The 18066-nt window shown below is 74.1% G+C and carries 18 protein-coding genes and 1 riboswitch; of the genes, 10 read left to right on the forward strand and 8 right to left on the reverse strand.

What is annotated here, in order from left to right; translation table 11 throughout:
- Positions 1-113: 113 nt before the first annotated feature.
- From P3T34_RS11100 to P3T34_RS11115, 4 genes are all read left to right on the forward strand, one after another.
- Positions 114-674 (forward strand): carbonic anhydrase, encoded by a 561-nt coding sequence (locus P3T34_RS11100; protein WP_280665862.1) that lies wholly within the window; start codon positions 114-116, stop codon positions 672-674.
- 351 nt (positions 675-1025) lie between these two features.
- Positions 1026-1985 carry a MoxR family ATPase gene (locus tag P3T34_RS11105; RefSeq protein ID WP_280671971.1) on the forward strand — a complete coding sequence of 320 codons (960 nt, stop codon included), beginning with the start codon at positions 1026-1028 and terminating at the stop codon, positions 1983-1985.
- Between the two features lies 1 nt (position 1986).
- Positions 1987-3324, forward strand: coding sequence for a DUF58 domain-containing protein (locus tag P3T34_RS11110; protein ID WP_280665863.1), 1338 nt, complete (start codon positions 1987-1989; stop codon positions 3322-3324).
- Positions 3321-5765, forward strand: a complete 2445-nt coding sequence (locus P3T34_RS11115) for a DUF3488 and transglutaminase-like domain-containing protein (RefSeq protein ID WP_280665864.1) — start codon at positions 3321-3323, stop codon at positions 5763-5765. Before P3T34_RS11110 ends, P3T34_RS11115 begins: the two co-directional genes overlap by 4 nt.
- Positions 5766-5840: 75 nt before the next feature.
- On the opposite strand, the gene P3T34_RS11120 is transcribed toward P3T34_RS11115, so the two are convergent.
- The 3 genes from P3T34_RS11120 to P3T34_RS11130 all read right to left on the reverse strand — a co-directional run bounded on the left by P3T34_RS11120 (position 5841) and on the right by P3T34_RS11130 (position 8100).
- On the reverse strand, positions 5841-6227 hold the full coding sequence (locus tag P3T34_RS11120) for a DUF3040 domain-containing protein (RefSeq protein WP_280665865.1): 387 nt from the start codon (positions 6225-6227) through the stop codon (positions 5841-5843).
- 378 nt (positions 6228-6605) lie between these two features.
- Positions 6606-7358, reverse strand: a complete 753-nt coding sequence (locus tag P3T34_RS11125; protein WP_280665866.1) for a methyltransferase domain-containing protein — start codon at positions 7356-7358, stop codon at positions 6606-6608.
- A gap of 217 nt (positions 7359-7575) precedes the next feature.
- A complete protein-coding gene (locus P3T34_RS11130) occupies positions 7576-8100 on the reverse strand; it encodes an SAV_6107 family HEPN domain-containing protein (RefSeq protein WP_280665867.1) in 525 nt (174 codons plus the stop codon).
- Between the two features lie 145 nt (positions 8101-8245).
- Here P3T34_RS11130 and P3T34_RS11135 point away from each other — a divergent pair, with 145 nt between their 5' ends.
- Together P3T34_RS11135 and P3T34_RS11140 are read left to right on the forward strand one after the other, a co-directional pair.
- Complete coding sequence (locus tag P3T34_RS11135) at positions 8246-8857, forward strand: DUF4126 domain-containing protein (RefSeq protein WP_280665868.1); 612 nt, start codon at positions 8246-8248, stop codon at positions 8855-8857.
- Positions 8858-8860: 3 nt separating this feature from the next.
- Positions 8861-10252: an NAD(P)/FAD-dependent oxidoreductase gene (locus P3T34_RS11140; RefSeq protein WP_280665869.1), complete on the forward strand. Its 1392-nt coding sequence runs from the start codon at positions 8861-8863 to the stop codon at positions 10250-10252.
- 27 nt (positions 10253-10279) lie between these two features.
- Here the strand turns inward: P3T34_RS11140 and P3T34_RS11145 are convergent, their stop codons facing one another.
- Both P3T34_RS11145 and metF read right to left on the reverse strand, forming a co-directional pair.
- Positions 10280-11053: a hypothetical protein gene (locus P3T34_RS11145; protein WP_280665870.1), complete on the reverse strand. Its 774-nt coding sequence runs from the start codon at positions 11051-11053 to the stop codon at positions 10280-10282.
- Positions 11054-11157: 104 nt separating this feature from the next.
- Positions 11158-12072, reverse strand: a complete 915-nt coding sequence (metF, locus tag P3T34_RS11150; RefSeq protein WP_280665871.1) for a methylenetetrahydrofolate reductase [NAD(P)H] — start codon at positions 12070-12072, stop codon at positions 11158-11160.
- Between the two features lie 158 nt (positions 12073-12230).
- On the opposite strand from metF, the gene P3T34_RS11155 reads away from it, so the two are divergent.
- Positions 12231-13337 (forward strand): polyprenyl synthetase family protein, encoded by a 1107-nt coding sequence (locus P3T34_RS11155; protein ID WP_280665872.1) that lies wholly within the window; start codon positions 12231-12233, stop codon positions 13335-13337.
- A gap of 1 nt (position 13338) precedes the next feature.
- On the opposite strand, the gene thiE is transcribed toward P3T34_RS11155, so the two are convergent.
- From thiE to P3T34_RS11170, 3 genes are all read right to left on the reverse strand, one after another.
- Positions 13339-13992, reverse strand: a complete 654-nt coding sequence (gene thiE, locus P3T34_RS11160) for a thiamine phosphate synthase (RefSeq protein WP_280665873.1) — start codon at positions 13990-13992, stop codon at positions 13339-13341.
- Complete coding sequence (locus P3T34_RS11165) at positions 13992-14312, reverse strand: Rv2175c family DNA-binding protein (RefSeq protein WP_280671973.1); 321 nt, start codon at positions 14310-14312, stop codon at positions 13992-13994. The genes thiE and P3T34_RS11165 overlap by 1 nt, the downstream gene beginning before the upstream one ends.
- 105 nt (positions 14313-14417) lie before the next feature.
- Complete coding sequence (locus tag P3T34_RS11170) at positions 14418-15596, reverse strand: FAD-dependent oxidoreductase (RefSeq protein WP_280671975.1); 1179 nt, start codon at positions 15594-15596, stop codon at positions 14418-14420.
- A gap of 156 nt (positions 15597-15752) precedes the next feature.
- Positions 15753-15866: riboswitch (TPP riboswitch) on the forward strand.
- Here P3T34_RS11170 and thiO point away from each other — a divergent pair.
- The 3 genes from thiO (at position 15860) to P3T34_RS11185 (ending at position 18051) form a co-directional block, all read left to right on the forward strand.
- Complete coding sequence (thiO, locus tag P3T34_RS11175) at positions 15860-17041, forward strand: glycine oxidase ThiO (protein ID WP_280665874.1); 1182 nt, start codon at positions 15860-15862, stop codon at positions 17039-17041. It overlaps the preceding riboswitch by 7 nt.
- Positions 17038-17247: a sulfur carrier protein ThiS gene (thiS, locus tag P3T34_RS11180; protein ID WP_280665875.1), complete on the forward strand. Its 210-nt coding sequence runs from the start codon at positions 17038-17040 to the stop codon at positions 17245-17247. The genes thiO and thiS overlap by 4 nt, the downstream gene beginning before the upstream one ends.
- Before the next feature lie 6 nt (positions 17248-17253).
- A complete protein-coding gene (locus tag P3T34_RS11185) occupies positions 17254-18051 on the forward strand; it encodes a thiazole synthase (RefSeq protein ID WP_280665876.1) in 798 nt (265 codons plus the stop codon).
- Positions 18052-18066: the final 15 nt, after the last annotated feature.

Raw genomic sequence — 18066 nt, forward strand, 5'->3', positions numbered from 1 at the left:
CGGGCGGCGGAATCTGCGCGGCGCCGCAAGCCCCCTATGTGCTCCATCACACCGGCCCCTCAACCCGGCCCAGGTCTCACCAGAGGCGGGAAAATCCTACTAACGTCGTCACCATGACAGTGACCCCTGACCGGCCGGCGCCTGACGGTGCCCCTGCCCGGGCCACCTCCAGCACCCCGGACGCCGAGACGATCATCGACCGTTTCATCGGCGCCAACCGCACGTACGCCGTCACCTTCCGCGACGGCGGCATGGACGCCCGTCCGGTGCAGAAGGTGACCGTGGTGGCCTGCATGGACGCCCGCCTCGACCTCTTCGCCGCGCTCGGCCTGGAACTCGGCGACGCCCACATCATCCGCAACGCCGGCGGCGTGGTCACCGATGACACCATCCGCTCGCTCACCATCAGCCAGCGCGCCCTGGGCACCCGGTCGATCGCCCTGATCCACCACACCGGCTGCGGCCTGCTCGGGCTGACCGAGGACTTCCGGCACGAGCTGGAACTGGAGGTCGGCCAGCGCCCGCAGTGGGCGGTCGAGTCCTTCGTCGACCTGGACGGGGACGTCCGCCAGTCCATGCAGCGGGTGCGCACCTCGCCGTTCCTGCTGCACACCGACGACGTCCGCGGCTTCGTTTTCGACGTGCACACCGGGCTGCTGCGCGAGATCCACTGACCCTGGGCCGCCGCCCCTGCGCCCCCGCCCTGCCACCCCCCTGCCGAGCCGTCGGCAGGGGGGTGGGTGACTTCTGGCCACTGGGCAGGGAAGAATGCGCCTGCAGGCCTGATCCCCGCACCACCTGGGGCGGTCTGACCGCGAGCCCGCCGCCGAGATCGGTCCCACTAAACCGAAACGGTGGCCGGACGCGTCCTAGGGGTGGGGCCGGACCCGAACAGCAGGACCGGCGTGAGTGGGGCGAGGAGCACACGGGTGACGACCTACAACGATGAGACCGGTCTCGACGGGCGGGGGTCCGGTCCGCGGTCGGCACCTGGGGCCTTCCCGGCGAGATCGGCGGCCCCGGGGCTGCCGGAGCTGAACGCGGTGATCGACCGGGTCCGCGCCTCGGTCGAGAGCGTCATCGAGGGCAAGCCCGAGGCCGTCCGGCTGGCGCTGACCGTGATGCTGGCCGAGGGCCACCTGCTCCTGGAGGACGTCCCCGGGGTCGGCAAGACCATGCTGGCCAAGGCGCTGGCGAGGTCGGTGGACTGCACGGTGCGCCGGATCCAGTTCACCCCCGACCTGCTCCCCTCGGACGTCACCGGCACCAGCGTCTTCGACCAGCAGCGGATGGACTTCGAGTTCCGCCCCGGTGCGATCTTCGCGCAGATCGTGATCGGCGACGAGATCAACCGGGCCTCCCCCAAGACCCAGTCGGCGCTGCTGGAGTCGATGGCCGAGCGCCAAGTGACCATCGACGCCACCACCTACGAGCTGCCCTCGCCGTTCATGGTGGTGGCCACCCAGAACCCGGTGGAGATGGAGGGCACCTACCCGCTCCCCGAGGCCCAGCGGGACCGCTTCATGGCCCGGATCTCGATCGGCTACCCGAGTCCCGAGGCCGAGCTGGCGATGCTCGACTCGCACGGCGGCGCGTCCCCGCTGGACGACCTGCAGCCGGTGGCGCACGCCGCGGACATCCTCAAGCTGATCGAGGTGGTGCGCACCGTGCACGTCGCGGACAGCGTCCGGCGCTACACCGTCGACCTGGTCACCGCCACCCGCACCTCCCCCGAACTGCGGCTGGGCGCCTCGCCGCGCGCCACCCTGCACCTGATCCGGGCCGCCCGCGCGGCCGCCGCGCTGGACGGCCGCGAGTACGTCCTGCCGGACGACATCCAGGCGCTCGCGGTGCCGGTCCTGGCACACCGCCTGCTGCCCACCGCGGAGGCCCAGTTGAGCCGCCGCAGCGCCGAGCAGATCGTCCGGGACCTGGTGCACCGCCTGCCGATCCCGCACCCCCAGGGCCCGGCGCGGAGGATCTGAGGTGGCGTCACAGGACGACCCGTCCGGCGTCCGGGCGGGCCTGCGCGGCCTGACCACCCGGGGCCGCTCCTTCCTCGCCGCCGGCGGGACGGCGGTGCTCTGCTCGTACCTGCTGGGTCAAAGCGCGCTGCTGCGGGTCGGTGTGCTGCTGGCGGCGCTGCCGCTGGCGGCCGCGGTGCTGCTGGTGCGCACCCGCTACCGGGTGGCCAGCGGACGCCGGCTCACCCCGCAGCGCGCGCAGGCCGGCCAGGAGGCCCGGGTGCACCTGCGGGTGGACAACATCTCCCGGGTACCCACCGGGCTGCTGATGCTGGAGGACAAGGTCCCGTACGTGCTGGGGCCGCGACCGCGCTTCGTGCTGGACCGGGTCGAGCCGAGCGGCTTTCGCGAGGTCTCCTACCGGGTCCGCTCCGACCTGCGCGGGCGCTACCCGCTGGGCCCGCTGCAGCTGCGGCTCACCGACCCGTTCGGGATGTGCGAGCTGACCCGGGCGTTCAACGCGGCGGATGTGCTCACGGTCGTCCCGCGCGTGCAGAAGCTGCCCGAGATCCGGCTGGCCGGCGAGTGGGCGGGCTACGGGGACAGCATGTCCCGGGCGGTCGCACTGGCCGGCGACGACGACACGGTGCCACGCGAGTACCGGCACGGCGACGACCTGCGCCGGGTGCACTGGAAGTCGACCGCCAAGTACGGCGAGCTGATGGTCCGCCGCGAGGAGCAGCCGCTGCGCGCCCGGGCGACCGTCCTGCTGGACACCCGCGAGATCGGGCACCGGGGCAACGGCCCCGCCTCCTCCTTCGAGTGGGCGGTCAGCTGCGCGGCCTCGGTCGGCACCCACCTGCTGGAGCGCGGCTACCAGACCCGGCTGCTCGCCGACACCGGCGCCGCGCTGTCGAACAGCGGCATGGTCGGCGCCGGCTCGGTCTCGGAGTCGATCGGCCTGCTGCTGGACTCCCTGGCGGTGCTCGAGCACTCCGAGGGCGGCGGCCTGGCCCCCGCCGAGGAGGTGCTGCGACTGGGCGGCGAAGGACTGCTGGTCGCGATCCTCGGCTCGCTCGACGAGGAGCAGCTGGCCGGCCTCGGCCGACTGCGCCGCCGGGCCGGCGCGGCCGTCGCCTTCGTCCTGGACACCGGCAGCTGGACCGGTCTGCGGGCGGCCTTCCCCGACGGCGCCGACAGCGAGACCGACCGGGCGCTGCGCCTGCTGCGCCAGGCCGGCTGGACCGTCCTGCCGGTACGGGCCGGCGACTCGCTACCCGACATCTGGCGGCAGGCCGACCGCCATGCCGCGCCTGCCGCGGCCGACAGCGGCCCGGCCCGGAAGGAGGCGAGCGCATGACCACCCGCGCACGGTTGACGGTCTACGCGGCGCTGGCCACCGCGATGTCCACGCTCTGCCTGAGCCCGCTGGTCACCCCGGCCGGCTGGCTGCTGGTCGCCCTCCTCCTGGTCCTGGTCAACGCGCTGGCCGGAGCGGGCCTGCGCCGGCTCGGCGCGGCCCGCCCGATGGTGATCGTCGGACAGCTGCTGCTGGCCCTGTGGCTGGCGATGGTGCTCAGCATCTCCGACCACATGCTGCTGGGCGTGATCCCGATGCCGGACACCGTCCGGACGATCGGCGACCTGCTCGGCTCGGCGGGCACCGAGATCCAGGCGTACTCGATCCCGGCGCCCGCCTCCACCGGCCTGAGCCTGCTGCTGACCGCCTCGGTGGCGCTGATCGCCGTCGTGGTGGACGCGCTGGCGGTCACCTACCGGCGGGCCGCGCTGGCCGGGCTGCCGCTGCTGGCGCTCTACTCGGTCGGCACCGGCCTGGCCGGTGACTCCGGCTCGCCGGTGCTCTGGTTCATGCTCTCGGCCGGCGGCTACCTGATGCTGCTCTTCGCGGAGGGCCGCGACCGGCTCTCCCGCTGGGGCCGGGTCTTCCGCGGCGCCGGCAGCGGTCCCGAGCGCAACGGCACCGCGCTCAGCACCGGCGGCCACCAGATCGGTCTGGTGGCCCTGGTGGTCGCCCTGCTGCTGCCCTTCCTCGCCCCCAACTGGGATCTCAGCCTGGTCGGCGGCGGCGTCGACGCCAGTGGCTCGGGCGGGCGCGGCGGCAACATCAACGCGCTGAACCCGGTGGTCTCACTGACCGACGGGCTGCGCCAGCCGGACAACCAGCCGCTGATCACCTACCGCGGCAGCAGCCCCGACCTGGCCACCGCCTATCTGCGGATCACCGCGCTGGACGACTTCACCGGTGTGGAGTGGAAGCCCGGCGAGCAGCCGGCCCAGGCCGTGCCCTCCGAGCTGCCCACCCCGGAGGGGCTGGGCGGCCTGGTGAGCACCGGGTCGATGGACACCCAGATCGCCATCTCCCCGAAGCTGGGCAGCGAGTGGCTGCCGGCGCCGTACCCGATGATGAAGTCCACGGTGTCCGGCGACTGGCGCTACGAGCCGCAGACCCGCTCGCTGATCGGCGACCGCGGCCAGCACGCCGGCGGGCTCAGCTACACGGTCACCTCGCTGGACCTCAAGCCCACCGCGGACGAGCTGCGCGCCGCCGCAGCGCCGCCGGCCGCGATCATGGCCACCGACCTGGGGCTGCCCGACAACCTGCCGCCCGTGGTCAAGCAGACCGCGCTGCAGGTCACCCAGGGCCGGCCCACCGCGTACGACAAGGCGGTGGCGCTGCAGGACTGGTTCGCCCAGTCCGGCGGCTTCGTCTACAGCTCCTCGATCGACCCCGGCACCGGTCCGGACGCCATCGCGAAGTTCCTCCAGGACAAGAAGGGCTTCTGCGTGCACTTCGCCGCCACCATGGCGGCGATGGCGCGCACCCTGGGCATCCCAGCCCGGGTCGCGGTCGGCTTCGCGCCCGGCGCCGACCAGGGCGGCGGCACCTACGTGGTCGGCAGCAAGGACTACCACGCGTGGCCGGAGCTGTACTTCCAGGGCGCGGGCTGGCTGCGCTTCGAGCCGACCCCGAGCCGCGGCTCGGCGCCGGCGTACACCTCCGACCAGCCCGCTCCCACGATGTCCCCGACCGCCGACCAGCCCAGCGCCAGCGCGCACTCGGCGCCGACCAGCGTGCCCTCGGCGCAGGCCGGCTGCCCGGCCCAGCTGCGCAAGCTCGGGCAGTGCCCCGAGAGCAAGGCGCCGACTGCGGTGGCCACCACGCAGAGCTCCTCGGCGGCCTCCCCGCAGCTGCTGGCGCTGCTGGCGGGCGCGGCCCTGGTGCTGCTCCTGCTGCTGTCACCGATGGTCTGGCGGGCCCGGCTGCGTCGGCGCCGGCTGGGTCGCGGCGGACGCCGCCGGGCCGGCGCCGACTCCGCCGCGCTGACCCGCGAGCAGGTGCTGGCCGCCTGGAGCGAGCTGATCGACTCGGCCTGGGACCTCGGCATCCCGCCGGACGACGCCCGCAGCCCGCGGCACACCATGCGCCGGCTCACCGAGCAGGGCTCGCTGGACGAGAAGGCGCAGGCCGCCGTCGGGCGGGTGGCGCTGGCCGCCGAGCGGGTGCTGTACGCCCGTGAGGTCGGGCAGCCGGCCCCGCTCGGTCCGGACGTCCGCACCGTGCGGGAGAGCCTGCGCTCCGCGGCCGGACGCGGGCGCCGGGTGCGCGCGCTGCTGCTGCCGCCCTCGGCGGCGCGGCTGGTCTGGCGGGCCGGTGACCGGCTGCTGGCCGCACGGCTGCGCGGGCGGGCCGTGCTGGCCCGGGCCGCTGCGGCACGCGGGCGGCTGGCGGCGCGCCTGCGCCCGGTACGGCGCTCGGCGAAGCCGGCGGACGGCGAGTAGCACGCAGAAGCGCGGTGGGCGGGCAGTCCTCGGACTGCCCGCCCACCGCGCTTCTCGCTGTGGTTCGTAGGAGCGCTACATGCCGTCGTGTTCGTCCCGGCGGCGCTGCCAGCGCTGTTCCATCCGGTCCATCACGCCTGCCTTGCGGCGGGCCGGCGGCGCGGTGCGTGGCCCGCCCCCCTGGGCGGCCGCCGGATGGCGCCGCCACCCGGTGACGGCGAGCACCGCGCAGCCCAGCATGACGAGGAAGCCGACGACGCTCACCCAGATGAGCTGAGCGACCATGCCCCCCATCAGGAGAGCGACACCCACGACGAACCCGGCGGCGGCCTGGTACACCCGCCGACGGGTGTACATGCGCAGCCCGGTTCCCTCAAGCGCTGTCGCGAACTTGGGATCTTCGGCGTACAGCGCTCGCTCCATCTGGTCGAGCAGTCGCTGCTCGTGCTCCGAGAGCGGCACGGAGTCCTCCTACTCGTCGGTCGCGGGGGCGACCGGTCCGCCACCTGGCTTCGTTGTGGTCCATATGCCCCATGCGCCTGGCCGTCATGCGTTCTGGCTTTACCCAGATCATACGGTCCAAGGGTGCCCATGGGGGCGGGCGCCGATCCGTCGTGTCCGACACATCGGCGAGAGCCCCGCACGGTGCCAACGGACCACGGTGGCTGGGAGTGCCCGACTAGACCGACCGGCAATTGGTGGGCGGAGGAAGGAGCGGTGCCCGGGCCGAGTCTGGGCGGTGCCGACGAAGGAGTCCATGCGGAGCATCGGCGACTGAGGAGAAGCCGTCCAGGCGAGAGTCCGGGCGCCGCGACGCCGCCCACCAATTGCCGGTCGGTCCTAGCTCAGAGCGGCGAGCACATGCAGCTGGGTGGCGACGGCGTGGAAAGCGGGCTGCTGGGAGGCGGTCTCCTCCAGCTTGAGCAGCGCCTCCAGGGCGCCCGGCTCGGTGTCCACCAGCACGCCGGGGACCAGGTCGGCGAAGACCCGCACGCCGTGCACCGACTGCACCAGCAGGCCGGCGTCGGTGGCCAGCGAGTCCAGCTCGTCGGCGCTGAAGCGGCGCGGCATCGGGTCGCCGGGGCCCCAGCGGCCGTCCGCGGCGGACAGCACGGCGCGGGCCTCGTCGAAGTGGCCGGACAGCGCGCGGGCCAGCACCGCGCCGTTGCGGTTGGCGGCCAGCAGGCTGACCAGGCCGCCCTTGTGCAGCGTCCCGGTCAGGCTGGCGAGCGCGTCGGCCGGGTCGTCCACCATCTCCAGCACGCCGTGGCAGAGCACCGCGTCCACCGAGGCGGGGGCGATCAGCTCGGGCAGCGTCTGGGTGTCCCCCTGGACGGCGCGGACCAGATCGGTGACGCCCGCCTCGGCGGCGCGGCGCTCCAGGGCGAAGAGCGCGTCGGGGCTCGGGTCGACCACGGTGACGCGGTGGCCGAGCCGAGCCACCGGCACGGCGAAGTTGCCAGTGCCGCCCCCGGTGTCCAGGACGTCCAGCACCGGCTGGTCCAGCTCGGCCGCGCGGCGCTCCAGCGCCGTCCTGACCACCTCCCAGACCACGGCGGTACGCAGGGCGCTGCGGGGACGCGTCGGGTACAAGGAGGTCTCCTCGGAAGGCGGTGAGAGCGGGCTGGTGAGAGCGGGCTGGCTCCACCTTAGACCGACCGGCACATGGTGGGTGGAGGAAGGAGCGGCGTCCGGGCCGAGTCTGGGCGGTGCCGACGAGGGAGCCACTGCGGAGCATTGGCGACTGAGGAGAAGCCGTCCAGGCGAGAGTCCGGGCGTCGCGACGCCGCCCACCATGTGCCGGTCGGTCTCAGAGGGGCGGGCCGCTCAGCCGCAGCACGCGTTCGACCAGGCGCAGAAAGACCGCGGTGTTGCGGACCAGGTCGTCCGCGTCGCGGGCGGTGGCGGAGCCCTGCAGGCCCGCCTCCGCCGCGGCGCGTTTTCGGGCCCCGGCCGCGAAGTAGACCGCCCACTCGGCGAGCTCGGGAGCTATCTCGGGCAGCACCTCCCACGCGCTGCGGATCGCCTTGCGGCGGCGCGGATTCGTCTCCGGGCGGCCACGCACCGCGAGCACGGCGGCCGTGGTGCGCAGCGCGGCGAGATGCGCGGTGGCGTACCTCTCCAGCGGATCCTCGAGGCCGGCGGCCAGGACCAGGGTGCGGTGGGCCTGCACCAGCAGCTCGCGGGCGGCGGGTGGTGCTCCGGCCCTGAGCAGCACCGGATGGACGTCGACGGAGCGCAGCGGGATCTGGTCGGACGGCTGGTCGGACGGCTGATGTGGCGGCTGGTGGGGCGTCTGGTTGGGGATCTCGTTCGGGAGGTCGGTGACGGTCATGGTCTCCCCCGGTCCGGAGCAGGCGGCGCGGATCGGGCGATCCGCACCTCCATGCTGAACCGGCCCACTGACAACGGGCCCGGCCGGTGCGGTGGGCCGGTCGCGATACGGTGACCGGCGACTGTGCGAGACGGGGGAGAGATCCATGACGGTGCTACCACTGATTTTCACCAGCGGCTGGGCCAGCGGCATCAACGCCTACGCCGTGGTGATGCTGCTCGGCCTGCTGGGCCGCTTCGGCGGGGCCGAGTCGGTGCCGCACGTGCTGGAGCGCACGGATGTGCTGATCGCCGCGATCGTGCTCACCATCTGTGACGCGGTGGCCGACAAGATCCCGTACGTGGACAGCGTCTGGGACGCCGTGCACACCGTGATCCGCCCGGTCGCCGGCGCCGTGGTGGCCGCGCTGCTGGCCGGCCAGCACCCGGGCTCGCTCGGCCAGCTGGCGGCGGGCGCGATCGGCGGCGGGGTCGCGCTGGCCAGTCATGTGGTGAAGGCCTCGCTGCGGATGGCGGTCAACACCTCCCCCGAGCCGCTCAGCAACATCGTGATCAGCCTGCTGGAGGACCTCGCGGTGGCCGGCCTGGTCACGCTGGCGATCTTCCATCCCTGGGCGGCCGCCTCGGTGGCGGCGGTCCTGCTGGTCGCGGGCCTGCTGCTGGTCTGGTTCGCCTTCGCCCGGATCCGCCGCTTCCTGGCCAACCGCCGCGAGCGCCGCGGCCGCCGGGCCGGTGTGGCGGCCGCACTAGGATCTTGAGGCATGGCACGGATCGTCATCATCGGAGCGGGGATCAGCGGGCTGGCGGCGGCGGCGCGGCTGGCCACCATCGGACACCGGGTGACGGTCTGCGAGGCGGCCCCGACGTACGGCGGGATGCTGGGCCAGTACCGGCGGGACGGCTTCGCCTTCGACACCGGTCCCACTCTGCTCACCCTCCCGGCGGTCTACCGCGATCTCGCGCTGAAGACCGGCAAGGAGCCGCTCGAGCAGCTGGTCGAGCTGGCGCCGGTGGCCCCGGAGAGCCGGCACGTCTTCGCCGACGGCGCGACCGTCGCGCTGCCGAACGCCTCGCGCGGCGGGGTCGCGCAGGCGCTGGACGCGGCCTTCGGCACCGGGGCGGGCGAGCGCTGGGGCCAGCTGACGAACCGCGGCCGGGCGGTCTGGGAGGCCACCCGCCGCCCGCTGCTCGAGGAACCGCTGCCCGCCGACACCACGCCGCTGGCCACCGACCCGTACCCGGCGGCCCCCCGGCGCGGCCTCGGCCGGCTGCTCGGCGGCGGCGCGCCGACGCTGGCGCAGGTCGCCGCACGCGAGCTCGGCGGCCACCCGGCGCTGACCGCGCTGCTGGAGGAGTACGCGCTGCGCTTCGGCTTCGACCCGCGGACCGTCCCGGCCGGGGCCACGGTGATCCCGTACATGGAGCAGAGCTTCGGCGTCTGGTACGTCCGCGGCGGGATGCGGGCGCTGGCCGAGGCGTTCTACCGGCGCTGCGAGCAGCGGGGCGTGGAGTTCAGGTTCGACACCCGGGTCGAGCAGCCGCCGACCGAGGACGGCCTGCTGCTGCGCACGGCCCCCGGCGACCCGGCGCTGCCGGGCCGCTTCACCGTGCTGCTCGCGCTGCGCGGCGCGCGCCCCGCCGGGGTGGCGCACCGCACGGTGGTGCACGCCGCCGACCGGGCCGACGAGTTGGACGCGCTCTTCGGCGCCACCGCCCGGCTCTGCGCCCGCCCAACGGTGCAGGTGCTGCGCCCGGACGACGCGTCGCTGCGCCCGGACGACGCCCACGAGACGGTCACCCTCACCGTCACTGTCCCCTCGCAGGCCCGGCTTGACTGGACCGCGCCGGGCGTCGCGGACCGCTACGCCGACCAGCTGCTCGGGCACCTGGAGGCGGCCGTTCCGGACCTGCGCGAGCGGGTGCTGTGGCGGGTCGTGCGCACCCCGGCGGACACCGAGCGGGAGACCTCGGCCCCGGGCGGCGCCGTCCCGCGCCCGGCCCTGGCGGGCGCGCACGGCGCGTTCCTGCGCACGCCCAACGCCGAGCCGACGGCCGGGCGCTACCTGATCGGCGGCGCCGCGCACCCGGGCGGCGGGCTGGCCCGCGCGGGCATGTCGGCCTGCATCACGGCGGGCCTGATCGGCCCGGCCTGAGCGGGGCCGCTGCGACGGCGGGTACTGCTACTGCTGCTGCTGGTGCCAGGTCTCGGGCTGCTGGTAGTACTCGTAGCTCTGCGGCTGCTGCGGAACGCCGTACTCCGGCTGGTACTGCGCGGGGTCGTACGGCTGCTGCTGTTGCTGTTGTTGCTGCTGCCAGTACGGGTCCTGGTAGGGCTGCTGCGGCTGCTGCTGGTAGTACTCGTAGTTCTGCTGCTGCGGGTAGCCGCCCTGCTCGTAGCCGGGGACGGGCTGCTGCTGCCACTGCTGCTGGTCGCCGTACGGCTGGTAGCCGTGCTGCTCGGGCTGCTGCTGCTGCGGCTGCTCCTGCTGGTACTCGGCCGTGGGCTCGTAGACGCCGTACTCGTCCCCGGCCAGCGGGTCCGGCACGGCCTCGTGCTCGTGCTCGGCGTCCTCGATCGGCCCGACCTCGCCCACCACCGGCACGGCGGCAGCGACCGCGGCCACCGTCGGCTCACCGCTGGTGGCCGCGCTCAGCAGCGGCACCTTGGCCAGCGGCCCGGGCAGCGCGCCGTCGGCCGAGCGCAGCGACCAGGCCCTCGACTTCCCGCTCTTGACCGCGAGCGTCACAAAGACCTGGCCGGTCGCGAACGCCAGCGCGCCCGCGCCGATCAGCGGCACGGACCGGATCGCCATCCCGGCCACCACCAGCACGAACCCGCCGAGCGCCACACCCCGCCAGTGCAGCGGGGCCCGGTTCTGCAGCAGCAGCTCGGCGATCAGCCACAGGGCGACCGCCGCGAGGGCCGCGTACAACACCAGCAATCCGATGCTCATCTGCGACCTCCACCACAGCCCGGCGCACGGCGCGCGCGTGCCGCGACTGTACCGTTTCCGCGTTCGGGGCCCCACATCCGCCCAGGTGTGCGAGCGGGCGCGGGTCAGGCCCGGTGCAGGCCGAGGTTCTGGTAGATCTGCAGGGTGGCCAGCGAGCCGTTCAGGGTGATGAAGTGCAGACCGGGCGCCCCTTCGGCGAGCAGCCGCTCGGACATCGCCGTGGCGTGCTCGATGCCGACCGCGCGCAGCGCCTGCGGATCGTCGATCACCGCGCGCAGCCGGCTCTCCAGCGCCGCCGGGAAGGCCGAGCCGCTCAGCTGCGGGAAGCGCTCCAGCTGCTTGGCGTTGGTGACCGGCATGATCTCCGGGATGATCGGCACGTCGCAGCCGGCCGCGGCGACCTTGTCGCGCAGCCGCAGGTAGTCCTCGACCTCGAAGAACATCTGGGTGATCGCGTAGTCCGCGCCGGCCCGCACCTTGGCGACGAAGTGGCGGATGTCGTCGTCCCAGTTCGCCGAGCGCGGGTGCATCAGCGGGAAGGCGGCCACGCCCACACAGAAGTCGCCGATGCCCTTGATCAGCTCGACCAGCTCGTAGGCGTAGGTGACGCCCTCGGGGTGGCGCACCCACTCGCCCATCGGGTCGCCGGGCGGGTCGCCGCGGACCGCCAGGACGTTGCGGACGCCCTCGTCCGCGTAGTGGCCGATGATGTTGCGCAGCTCCGCCACCGAGTGGTCGACGGCGGTGAGATGCGCGACGGGGGTCAGCGTGGTCTCGGAGGCGATCCGGCCGACCAGGTTGACCGTGCGGCCGCGCGAGGAGCCGCCCGCGCCGTACGTCATACAGACGAAGTTCGGGTTGAGCGCTTCGAGTCGGCGGATGGCGTCCCAGAGCTTCTGCTCCGCCGCTTCGCTGCGCGGGGGCATGAACTCGAAGGAGAACGACCGCTTACCGGCCGCCAGCAGCTCGCGGACCGTCAGTGCCCGGTCGGTTCTGGTGGAGGCGATACCTAGTGCCATGTTCGCAGGTTAACCGCCGGACCAGGGGGGTGGGCAGGCGACGTCCACGGATCGAGACGACTTGTCCACAGCGCGCGACGGCCGCGCGATGTCCACGGACAACGGCTTCCGGTGGCCCGGGCTAGTCTGGCCGTACCCCAGTGATTCCGGAGACCGCCGTGACCTCGCCCAGCCCGTCGCCCGTGCAGCCCCTCGATGTGGAGGCGGTCCGCGAGCGCGTGAACGCCGCGCTCACGGCGTTCATGGACGAGCAGGGCGCCCTGCTCGGCAAGATCTCCCCCGGCCTGGTCCCGGCCACCGACGCGCTGCGTGACTTCCTGCTGGACGGCGGCAAGCGGCTGCGGCCCGCCTTCTGCTACTGGGGCTGGCGCGGCGCGGGCGGGGCGGCCGACAGCAAGGGCATCGAGCACGCGGCGGCCGCGCTGGAGCTGCTGCAGGCCAGCGCCCTGGTGCACGACGACCTGATGGACCGCAGCGACACCCGGCGCGGCCTGCCCGCCGTCCACCGGCGCTTCGAGGCGCTGCACCGGGACAGCGGCTGGCGCGGCGACCGCGAGCAGTACGGCGCGGCGGCCGCGGTGCTGCTCGGCGACCTGCTGCTGATCTGGTGCGACGAGCTCTTCGTCCGCTGCGGACTGCCGCCCGCCGCCGTGCTGGCCGCCAAGCCGGTCTTCGACCTGATGCGCACCGAGGTGATGGCCGGCCAGTACCTGGACGTGCTGGAGCCGGTGGCCGGCGACTCGACCGACGCGCTGGCGCTGGACCGGGCGCAGACCGTTCTGCACTACAAGTCGGCGAAGTACACCATCGAGCGCCCGTTGCAGGTCGGCGCCCGGCTCGCCGGGGCGTCCGACGAACTGGTCGGCGCCTACTCGGCCTTCGGGCTGCCGCTCGGCGAGGCCTTCCAGCTGCGCGACGACCTGCTCGGCGTCTTCGGCGACCCGGCCGTGACCGGCAAGCCCGCCGGCGACGACCTGCGCGAGGGCAAGCGGACGATGCTGGTCGCGCTGGCCCTGCGCGGCCTGCCCGCGGCCGAGGCCCGCCGACTGGACGAGCGGCTCGGCGCGCCGGGCCTGGGGGCCGAGGAGATCGCCGAGCTGGGCGAGCTGGTCGCCCGCAGTGGCGCGGCCGACCGGGTCGAGGAGCGGATCGACTCGCTGATGGGCCAGTCGCTGGCCGCCCTGGACGCCGCCCCGCTGGCGGACGAGGCGGCCCGGACCACGCTGCTCGCGCTCGCCCGGGCCGCCACCGTCCGCCGCTACTGAGCTACTGGACCGCGCGCACCCGGCGGGCCAGCTCCGCGGCGGCCGCGCCCGGGTCGTCGGCGGCGGTGATCGCGCGGACCACCACCACCCGGCGGGCGCCGGCGGCCAGCACCTCGTCCAGGTTGCCCAGGTCGATCCCGCCGATCGCGAACCACGGGCGGTCCGTGGTCTGCCGCGCCGCGTACTCCACCAGACCCAGGCCCGGCGCGTACCGGCCCGGCTTGGTGGGCGTCGGCCAGACCGGCCCGGTGCAGAAGTAGTCCACGCCGGCCTCGGCGATCGCGCCGTCCACCTCGGACTCGGCGTGGCAGGAGCGGCCGATCACCACATCCTCGCCGAGGATCGCGCGGGCGGCCGGCACCGGCAGGTCGTCCTGGCCCAGGTGCAGCACCTGGGGCCGGGCGGCGTGCGCGACGTCGGCGCGGTCGTTGACCGAGAAGAGCTTGCCGTGCCGCCGGGCGGCGTCCGCGAAGACCTCCAGGGCCGCCAGCTCCTGCTTGGCCTCCAGGGCCTTGTCCCGGAGCTGGACGATGTCCACGCCGCCCGCCAGCACCGCGTCCAGGAACTGCGGCAGGTCGCCCTGCTCGCGCCGGGCGTCGGTGCACAGGTAGAGCCGGGCGTCGGCGAGCTTCGCCCGGTGGTCGGCTCCGGCCATCAGATCAGCATCGCCTGGGCGCGCCGCTTGACCTCGGTCCCGCGGTTCTCCTGCAGCGCCTGGATCGGGCTGCCCGGCAGCGTCGGGTCCTCGGTGAAGAGCCACTCGATGATCTCTTCGTCGGTGAACTTGGCGTCGCGCAGCAGGGTCAGCGTCGGGGCCAGGTGCTTGACCAGGCCGGGTCCGTCGATGAAGGCGGCCGGCACCTGGAGCGAGCGGTTCTCGCCGCGGCGGAACGCGATCAGCTCACCGTCCTTGACCATCTGGCGCACTTCGGTGACCCGCACACCCCACTGTTCGGAGATGTCGGGCAGGTACATCCACTCGTGGACGAAGGCTTCGATCTTGGCATCCGTATCGCTACTCACGGCACCAGCCTGCCATCCCCTGGCACTCCCGCGCACCAAACGCCCCGGGCGAAGCCGTCAGAGCGCCGACTTCAGCGCCACCGCCGGGTCGCCGGCGCGCTCCGGATCGAGCACCACGGCCTGGTCGATCAGGCGGCGGGCCTGCACCACGTCACGCGGCCGGTCGACCGCGAACGCCGCCACCAGCGCGCCCTCGCGCAGCCACAGCACGCTCCACGCCGGGTCCTCGGGCGAGCCGCGCCAGACCAGCCGGTCGCCGGCCGCGTGCCGACCCGCGTACTGGACCATCCGCCCGAACTGCTCGGACCAGAAGTACGGCACCGGGTCGTAGGCCGCGTCGGCGCCCAGCAGCGCGGCGGCCACCGCCCGTCCCGAGTGCATCGCGTGGTCCCAGTGCTGGACGTTGATCCGCTCCCCGAACCGGGCCGAGGGGTAGCTGACGCAGTCGCCGGCCGCCCAGACCCGCGGCAGGCAGGTGCGCAGCGAGGCGTCGGTGAGGATCGCCCCGGCCGGGTCCAGTTCGACCCCCGAGCCGGCCAGCCAGCGGGTGGCCGGCCGGGCACCGATGCCGACCACCACCTCGTCGGCGGCCAGCACCGAGCCGTCCGCGAGCAGCACGCCGTCCGGCCGCACGGCGGCGACCTTCGCGCCGAGCCGCAGGTCGATGCCGGCCTCGGCGTACCAGCGCTCCATCGGCGCGGTCAGTGTGGTCGGCAGCGCGCCGGCCAGCGGTTCGGCGGCGGCCTCCAGGACGGTCACCTCGCAGCCAAGCTGCCGGGCTGCGGTGGCGGTCTCGGCGCCGATCCAGCCGGCTCCCACCAGCACCAGCCGCAGGCCCGGGCGCAGCACGGCCCGCAGCGCGAGCGCGTCGTCCAGGGTGCGCAGCACCCGGGCGCCGTCCGCGCCGTCCAGGGTGCGCAGCACCCGGGCGCCGTCCGCGCCGGGCAGCCGGACCGGGTCGGCGCCAGTGGCCAGCACCAGCTGCCCGTAGGCCAGCTCCCCGCCGTCGGTCTCCAGCACGCCGGGGCGCAGGCCGGTGGCCCGGCGGCCGGGCAGCAGCTCGATGCCCAGCTGCTCCCAGTCCAGTTCGAAGGCGGTGCTGTCGGTCTTGCCGAGCAGCACGTCCTTGGAGAGCGGCGGCCGGTCGTACGGCGGCTGCGACTCCTCGCCCAGCAGACTGATCCCCCCTTGCCAACCCCCCTGGCGCAGCGCGAGCGCGCACTGCGCTCCCGCCATGCCGGCGCCGACGATGACCACCTGTTCCGCGCTCTTCAGCTCAGCCACTCGCTCACTGTAGCGATCCGTACCAGCCTTCACCGGGGGTTGCCGGAACCCGTATCGAGGGCCGGGCACGCCTTCGGCCCGGGTGTCACCCGGCGTTAGGGTAGGAGGCATCCTCATCACGGGAGCCCGGTGCACCGGGCTGAGAGGCGGGCTGACGCGGCCTGCGACCGTCCGAACCTGATCCGGGTCATTCCGGCGAAGGGAGCATCAGCGCCTTGACAGGCACAGACTGCGCACGGCCCGATCCGATAGCGCGGCCCACCGACGTGCTGGTGATCGGCGGCGGCGTCATCGGACTTGCGGTCGCCTGGCGCACCGCCCAGCGCGGGCTCGCAGTCACCGTGGTCGACCCGGAGCCCGGCGGCGGCGCGGCCCAGGTCGCGGCCGGCATGCTGGCACCGGTCACCGAGCTGCACTACGGCGAGGAGCCGCTGCTGCGTCTGGGGATCGCCTCCAACGAGCGGTACGCGGCGTTCACCGCCGAACTGGAGCAGCTCACCGGCCTGCCCACCGGCTACCGCGCCACCGGCACACTCGCCGTCGCGCTGGACTCCGACGACCGCGAGGAGCTGCGCGAGCTGCACGCGTTCCACCAGCGGCTCGGCCTGGCCTCGCACTGGTTGACCGGCCGCGAGTGCCGCAAGCTCGAACCGATGCTCTCCCCCGCGGTCCGCGGCGGTCTGCACGTCACCGGCGACCACCAGGTGGACGGCCGCCGGCTCTGCGCCGCCCTGGTGGCCGCCTGCGAACAGGCCGGCGTCGTGCTGCGGCGCGGCCGGGCGACCGCGCTGCTGCTGGACGGCGACCGCGCGAGCGGCGTCGAGGTGGACGGCTGCGAACAGCTGACCGCTCCTCAACTGGTGCTCGCCGCCGGACCGCAGAGCCATCTGCTGCCCGGGCTGCCGGCTGACGTGCTGCCCGCGATCCGCCCGGTCAAGGGGCAGATCCTGCGGCTGCGGATGCCAACCGCGTACGGCCCGTTCCTCTCCCGCAACGTCCGCGCGGTGGTCCGCGGGCAGCACCTCTACCTGGTTCCGCGCGCCGACGGCGAGCTGGTGATCGGCGCGACCAGCGAGGAGCAGGGCTACGACACCACCGTCACCGCGGGCGGCGTCTACGAACTGCTGCGCGACGCGCACGATCTGGTGCCCGGGATCACCGAACTGCCGCTGGTGGAGACCAGCGCGGGCCTGCGCCCGGGCTCGCCCGACAATGCCCCGCTGCTCGGCCCCACCGACCTGCCGGGCCTGGCGGCCGCCACCGGCCACTACCGCAACGGCGTGCTGCTCAGCGCCGTGACCGGCGACCTGCTCGCCGACTACCTGGCCACCGGGGTCCTGCCCGAGCCGGCCGTCCCGTTCTCCCCCACCCGCTTCACCGTGAAGGCAACCCGATGAACCCGATCCCCCTCACCGTCAACGGCGAACCGCGCGAGGTCGCGGACACCGCCACCCTCGCCGAGGTGGTCTCCGCGCTGAGCAGCGCGCCCTCGGGGGTCGCGGCCGCGGTCAACGAGACCGTCGTGCCGCGCGGCGCCTGGGAGCGGACCGTACTCAGCGCGGGCGACCGGATCGAGATCCTCACCGCCGTCCAGGGAGGCTGAGCAGCCATGGCCGACGACCTTCTGACCATCGCCGACACCACCTTCACCTCCCGGCTGATCATGGGCACCGGCGGCGCCCCCAGCCTGGAGGTCCTGGAGCAGGCGCTGCGGATCTCGGGCACCGAGCTGACCACCGTCGCGATGCGCCGGGTGAACGCCAATACGCAGGGCTCGGTGCTCGACGTGCTGACCCGCAACGGCATCCGGATCCTGCCCAACACGGCCGGCTGCTTCACCGCCGGCGAGGCCGTCCTGACGGCCCGCCTCGCCCGCGAGGCGCTCGGCACCAGCTGGGTGAAGCTGGAGGTGATCGCCGACGAGCGGACCCTGCTGCCGGACCCGATCGAAACGCTGGACGCCGCCGAGACACTGGTCGACGACGGCTTCGTGGTGCTCCCGTACACCAATGACGACCCGGTGCTGGCCCGCAAGTTGGAGGACGTCGGCTGCTCGGCGATCATGCCGCTGGGTTCGCCGATCGGCTCGGGCCTGGGGATCCGCAACCCGCACAACTTCCAGCTGATCGTGGAGAGCGCGACCGTCCCGGTGATCCTGGACGCCGGCGCGGGCACCGCCTCCGACGTGGCGCTCGCGATGGAACTGGGCTGCTCGGCGGTGATGCTGGCCTCCGCCGTGACGCGCGCTCAAGAGCCGGTGCTGATGGCCGACGCGATGCGCAGGGCCGCCGAGGCCGGCCGCCTCGCCTACCGGGCGGGCCGCATCCCGCGCCGCTTCCACGCCGAGGCCTCCTCGGCGATGGCCGGCCGCGCCGACCTCGACCACCGCGAGCGCCCGGCGTTCTGAACGGCGTTCTGAACC

It is taken from the genome of Kitasatospora sp. MAP12-44 (assembly GCF_029892095.1).
Lineage (GTDB): Bacteria > Actinomycetota > Actinomycetes > Streptomycetales > Streptomycetaceae > Kitasatospora.

Excerpts from the sequence above, each read along its gene's own strand:
- P3T34_RS11100 (WP_280665862.1), top strand. The coding sequence starts at position 114 with ATGACAGTGACCCCTGACCGGCCGGCGCCTGACGGTGCCCCTGCCCGG.
- P3T34_RS11115 (WP_280665864.1), top strand. The coding sequence starts at position 3,321 with ATGACCACCCGCGCACGGTTGACGGTCTACGCGGCGCTGGCCACCGCG.
- P3T34_RS11130 (WP_280665867.1), bottom strand. The coding sequence starts at position 8,100 with ATGACCGTCACCGACCTCCCGAACGAGATCCCCAACCAGACGCCCCAC.
- P3T34_RS11135 (WP_280665868.1), top strand. The coding sequence starts at position 8,246 with ATGACGGTGCTACCACTGATTTTCACCAGCGGCTGGGCCAGCGGCATC.
- P3T34_RS11140 (WP_280665869.1), top strand. The coding sequence starts at position 8,861 with ATGGCACGGATCGTCATCATCGGAGCGGGGATCAGCGGGCTGGCGGCG.
- P3T34_RS11145 (WP_280665870.1), bottom strand. The coding sequence starts at position 11,053 with ATGAGCATCGGATTGCTGGTGTTGTACGCGGCCCTCGCGGCGGTCGCC.
- metF (WP_280665871.1), bottom strand. The coding sequence starts at position 12,072 with ATGGCACTAGGTATCGCCTCCACCAGAACCGACCGGGCACTGACGGTC.
- thiE (WP_280665873.1), bottom strand. The coding sequence starts at position 13,992 with ATGGCCGGAGCCGACCACCGGGCGAAGCTCGCCGACGCCCGGCTCTAC.
- P3T34_RS11165 (WP_280671973.1), bottom strand. The coding sequence starts at position 14,312 with ATGTACCTGCCCGACATCTCCGAACAGTGGGGTGTGCGGGTCACCGAA.
- P3T34_RS11170 (WP_280671975.1), bottom strand. The coding sequence starts at position 15,596 with ATGGCGGGAGCGCAGTGCGCGCTCGCGCTGCGCCAGGGGGGTTGGCAA.
- thiS (WP_280665875.1), top strand. The coding sequence starts at position 17,038 with ATGAACCCGATCCCCCTCACCGTCAACGGCGAACCGCGCGAGGTCGCG.
- P3T34_RS11185 (WP_280665876.1), top strand. The coding sequence starts at position 17,254 with ATGGCCGACGACCTTCTGACCATCGCCGACACCACCTTCACCTCCCGG.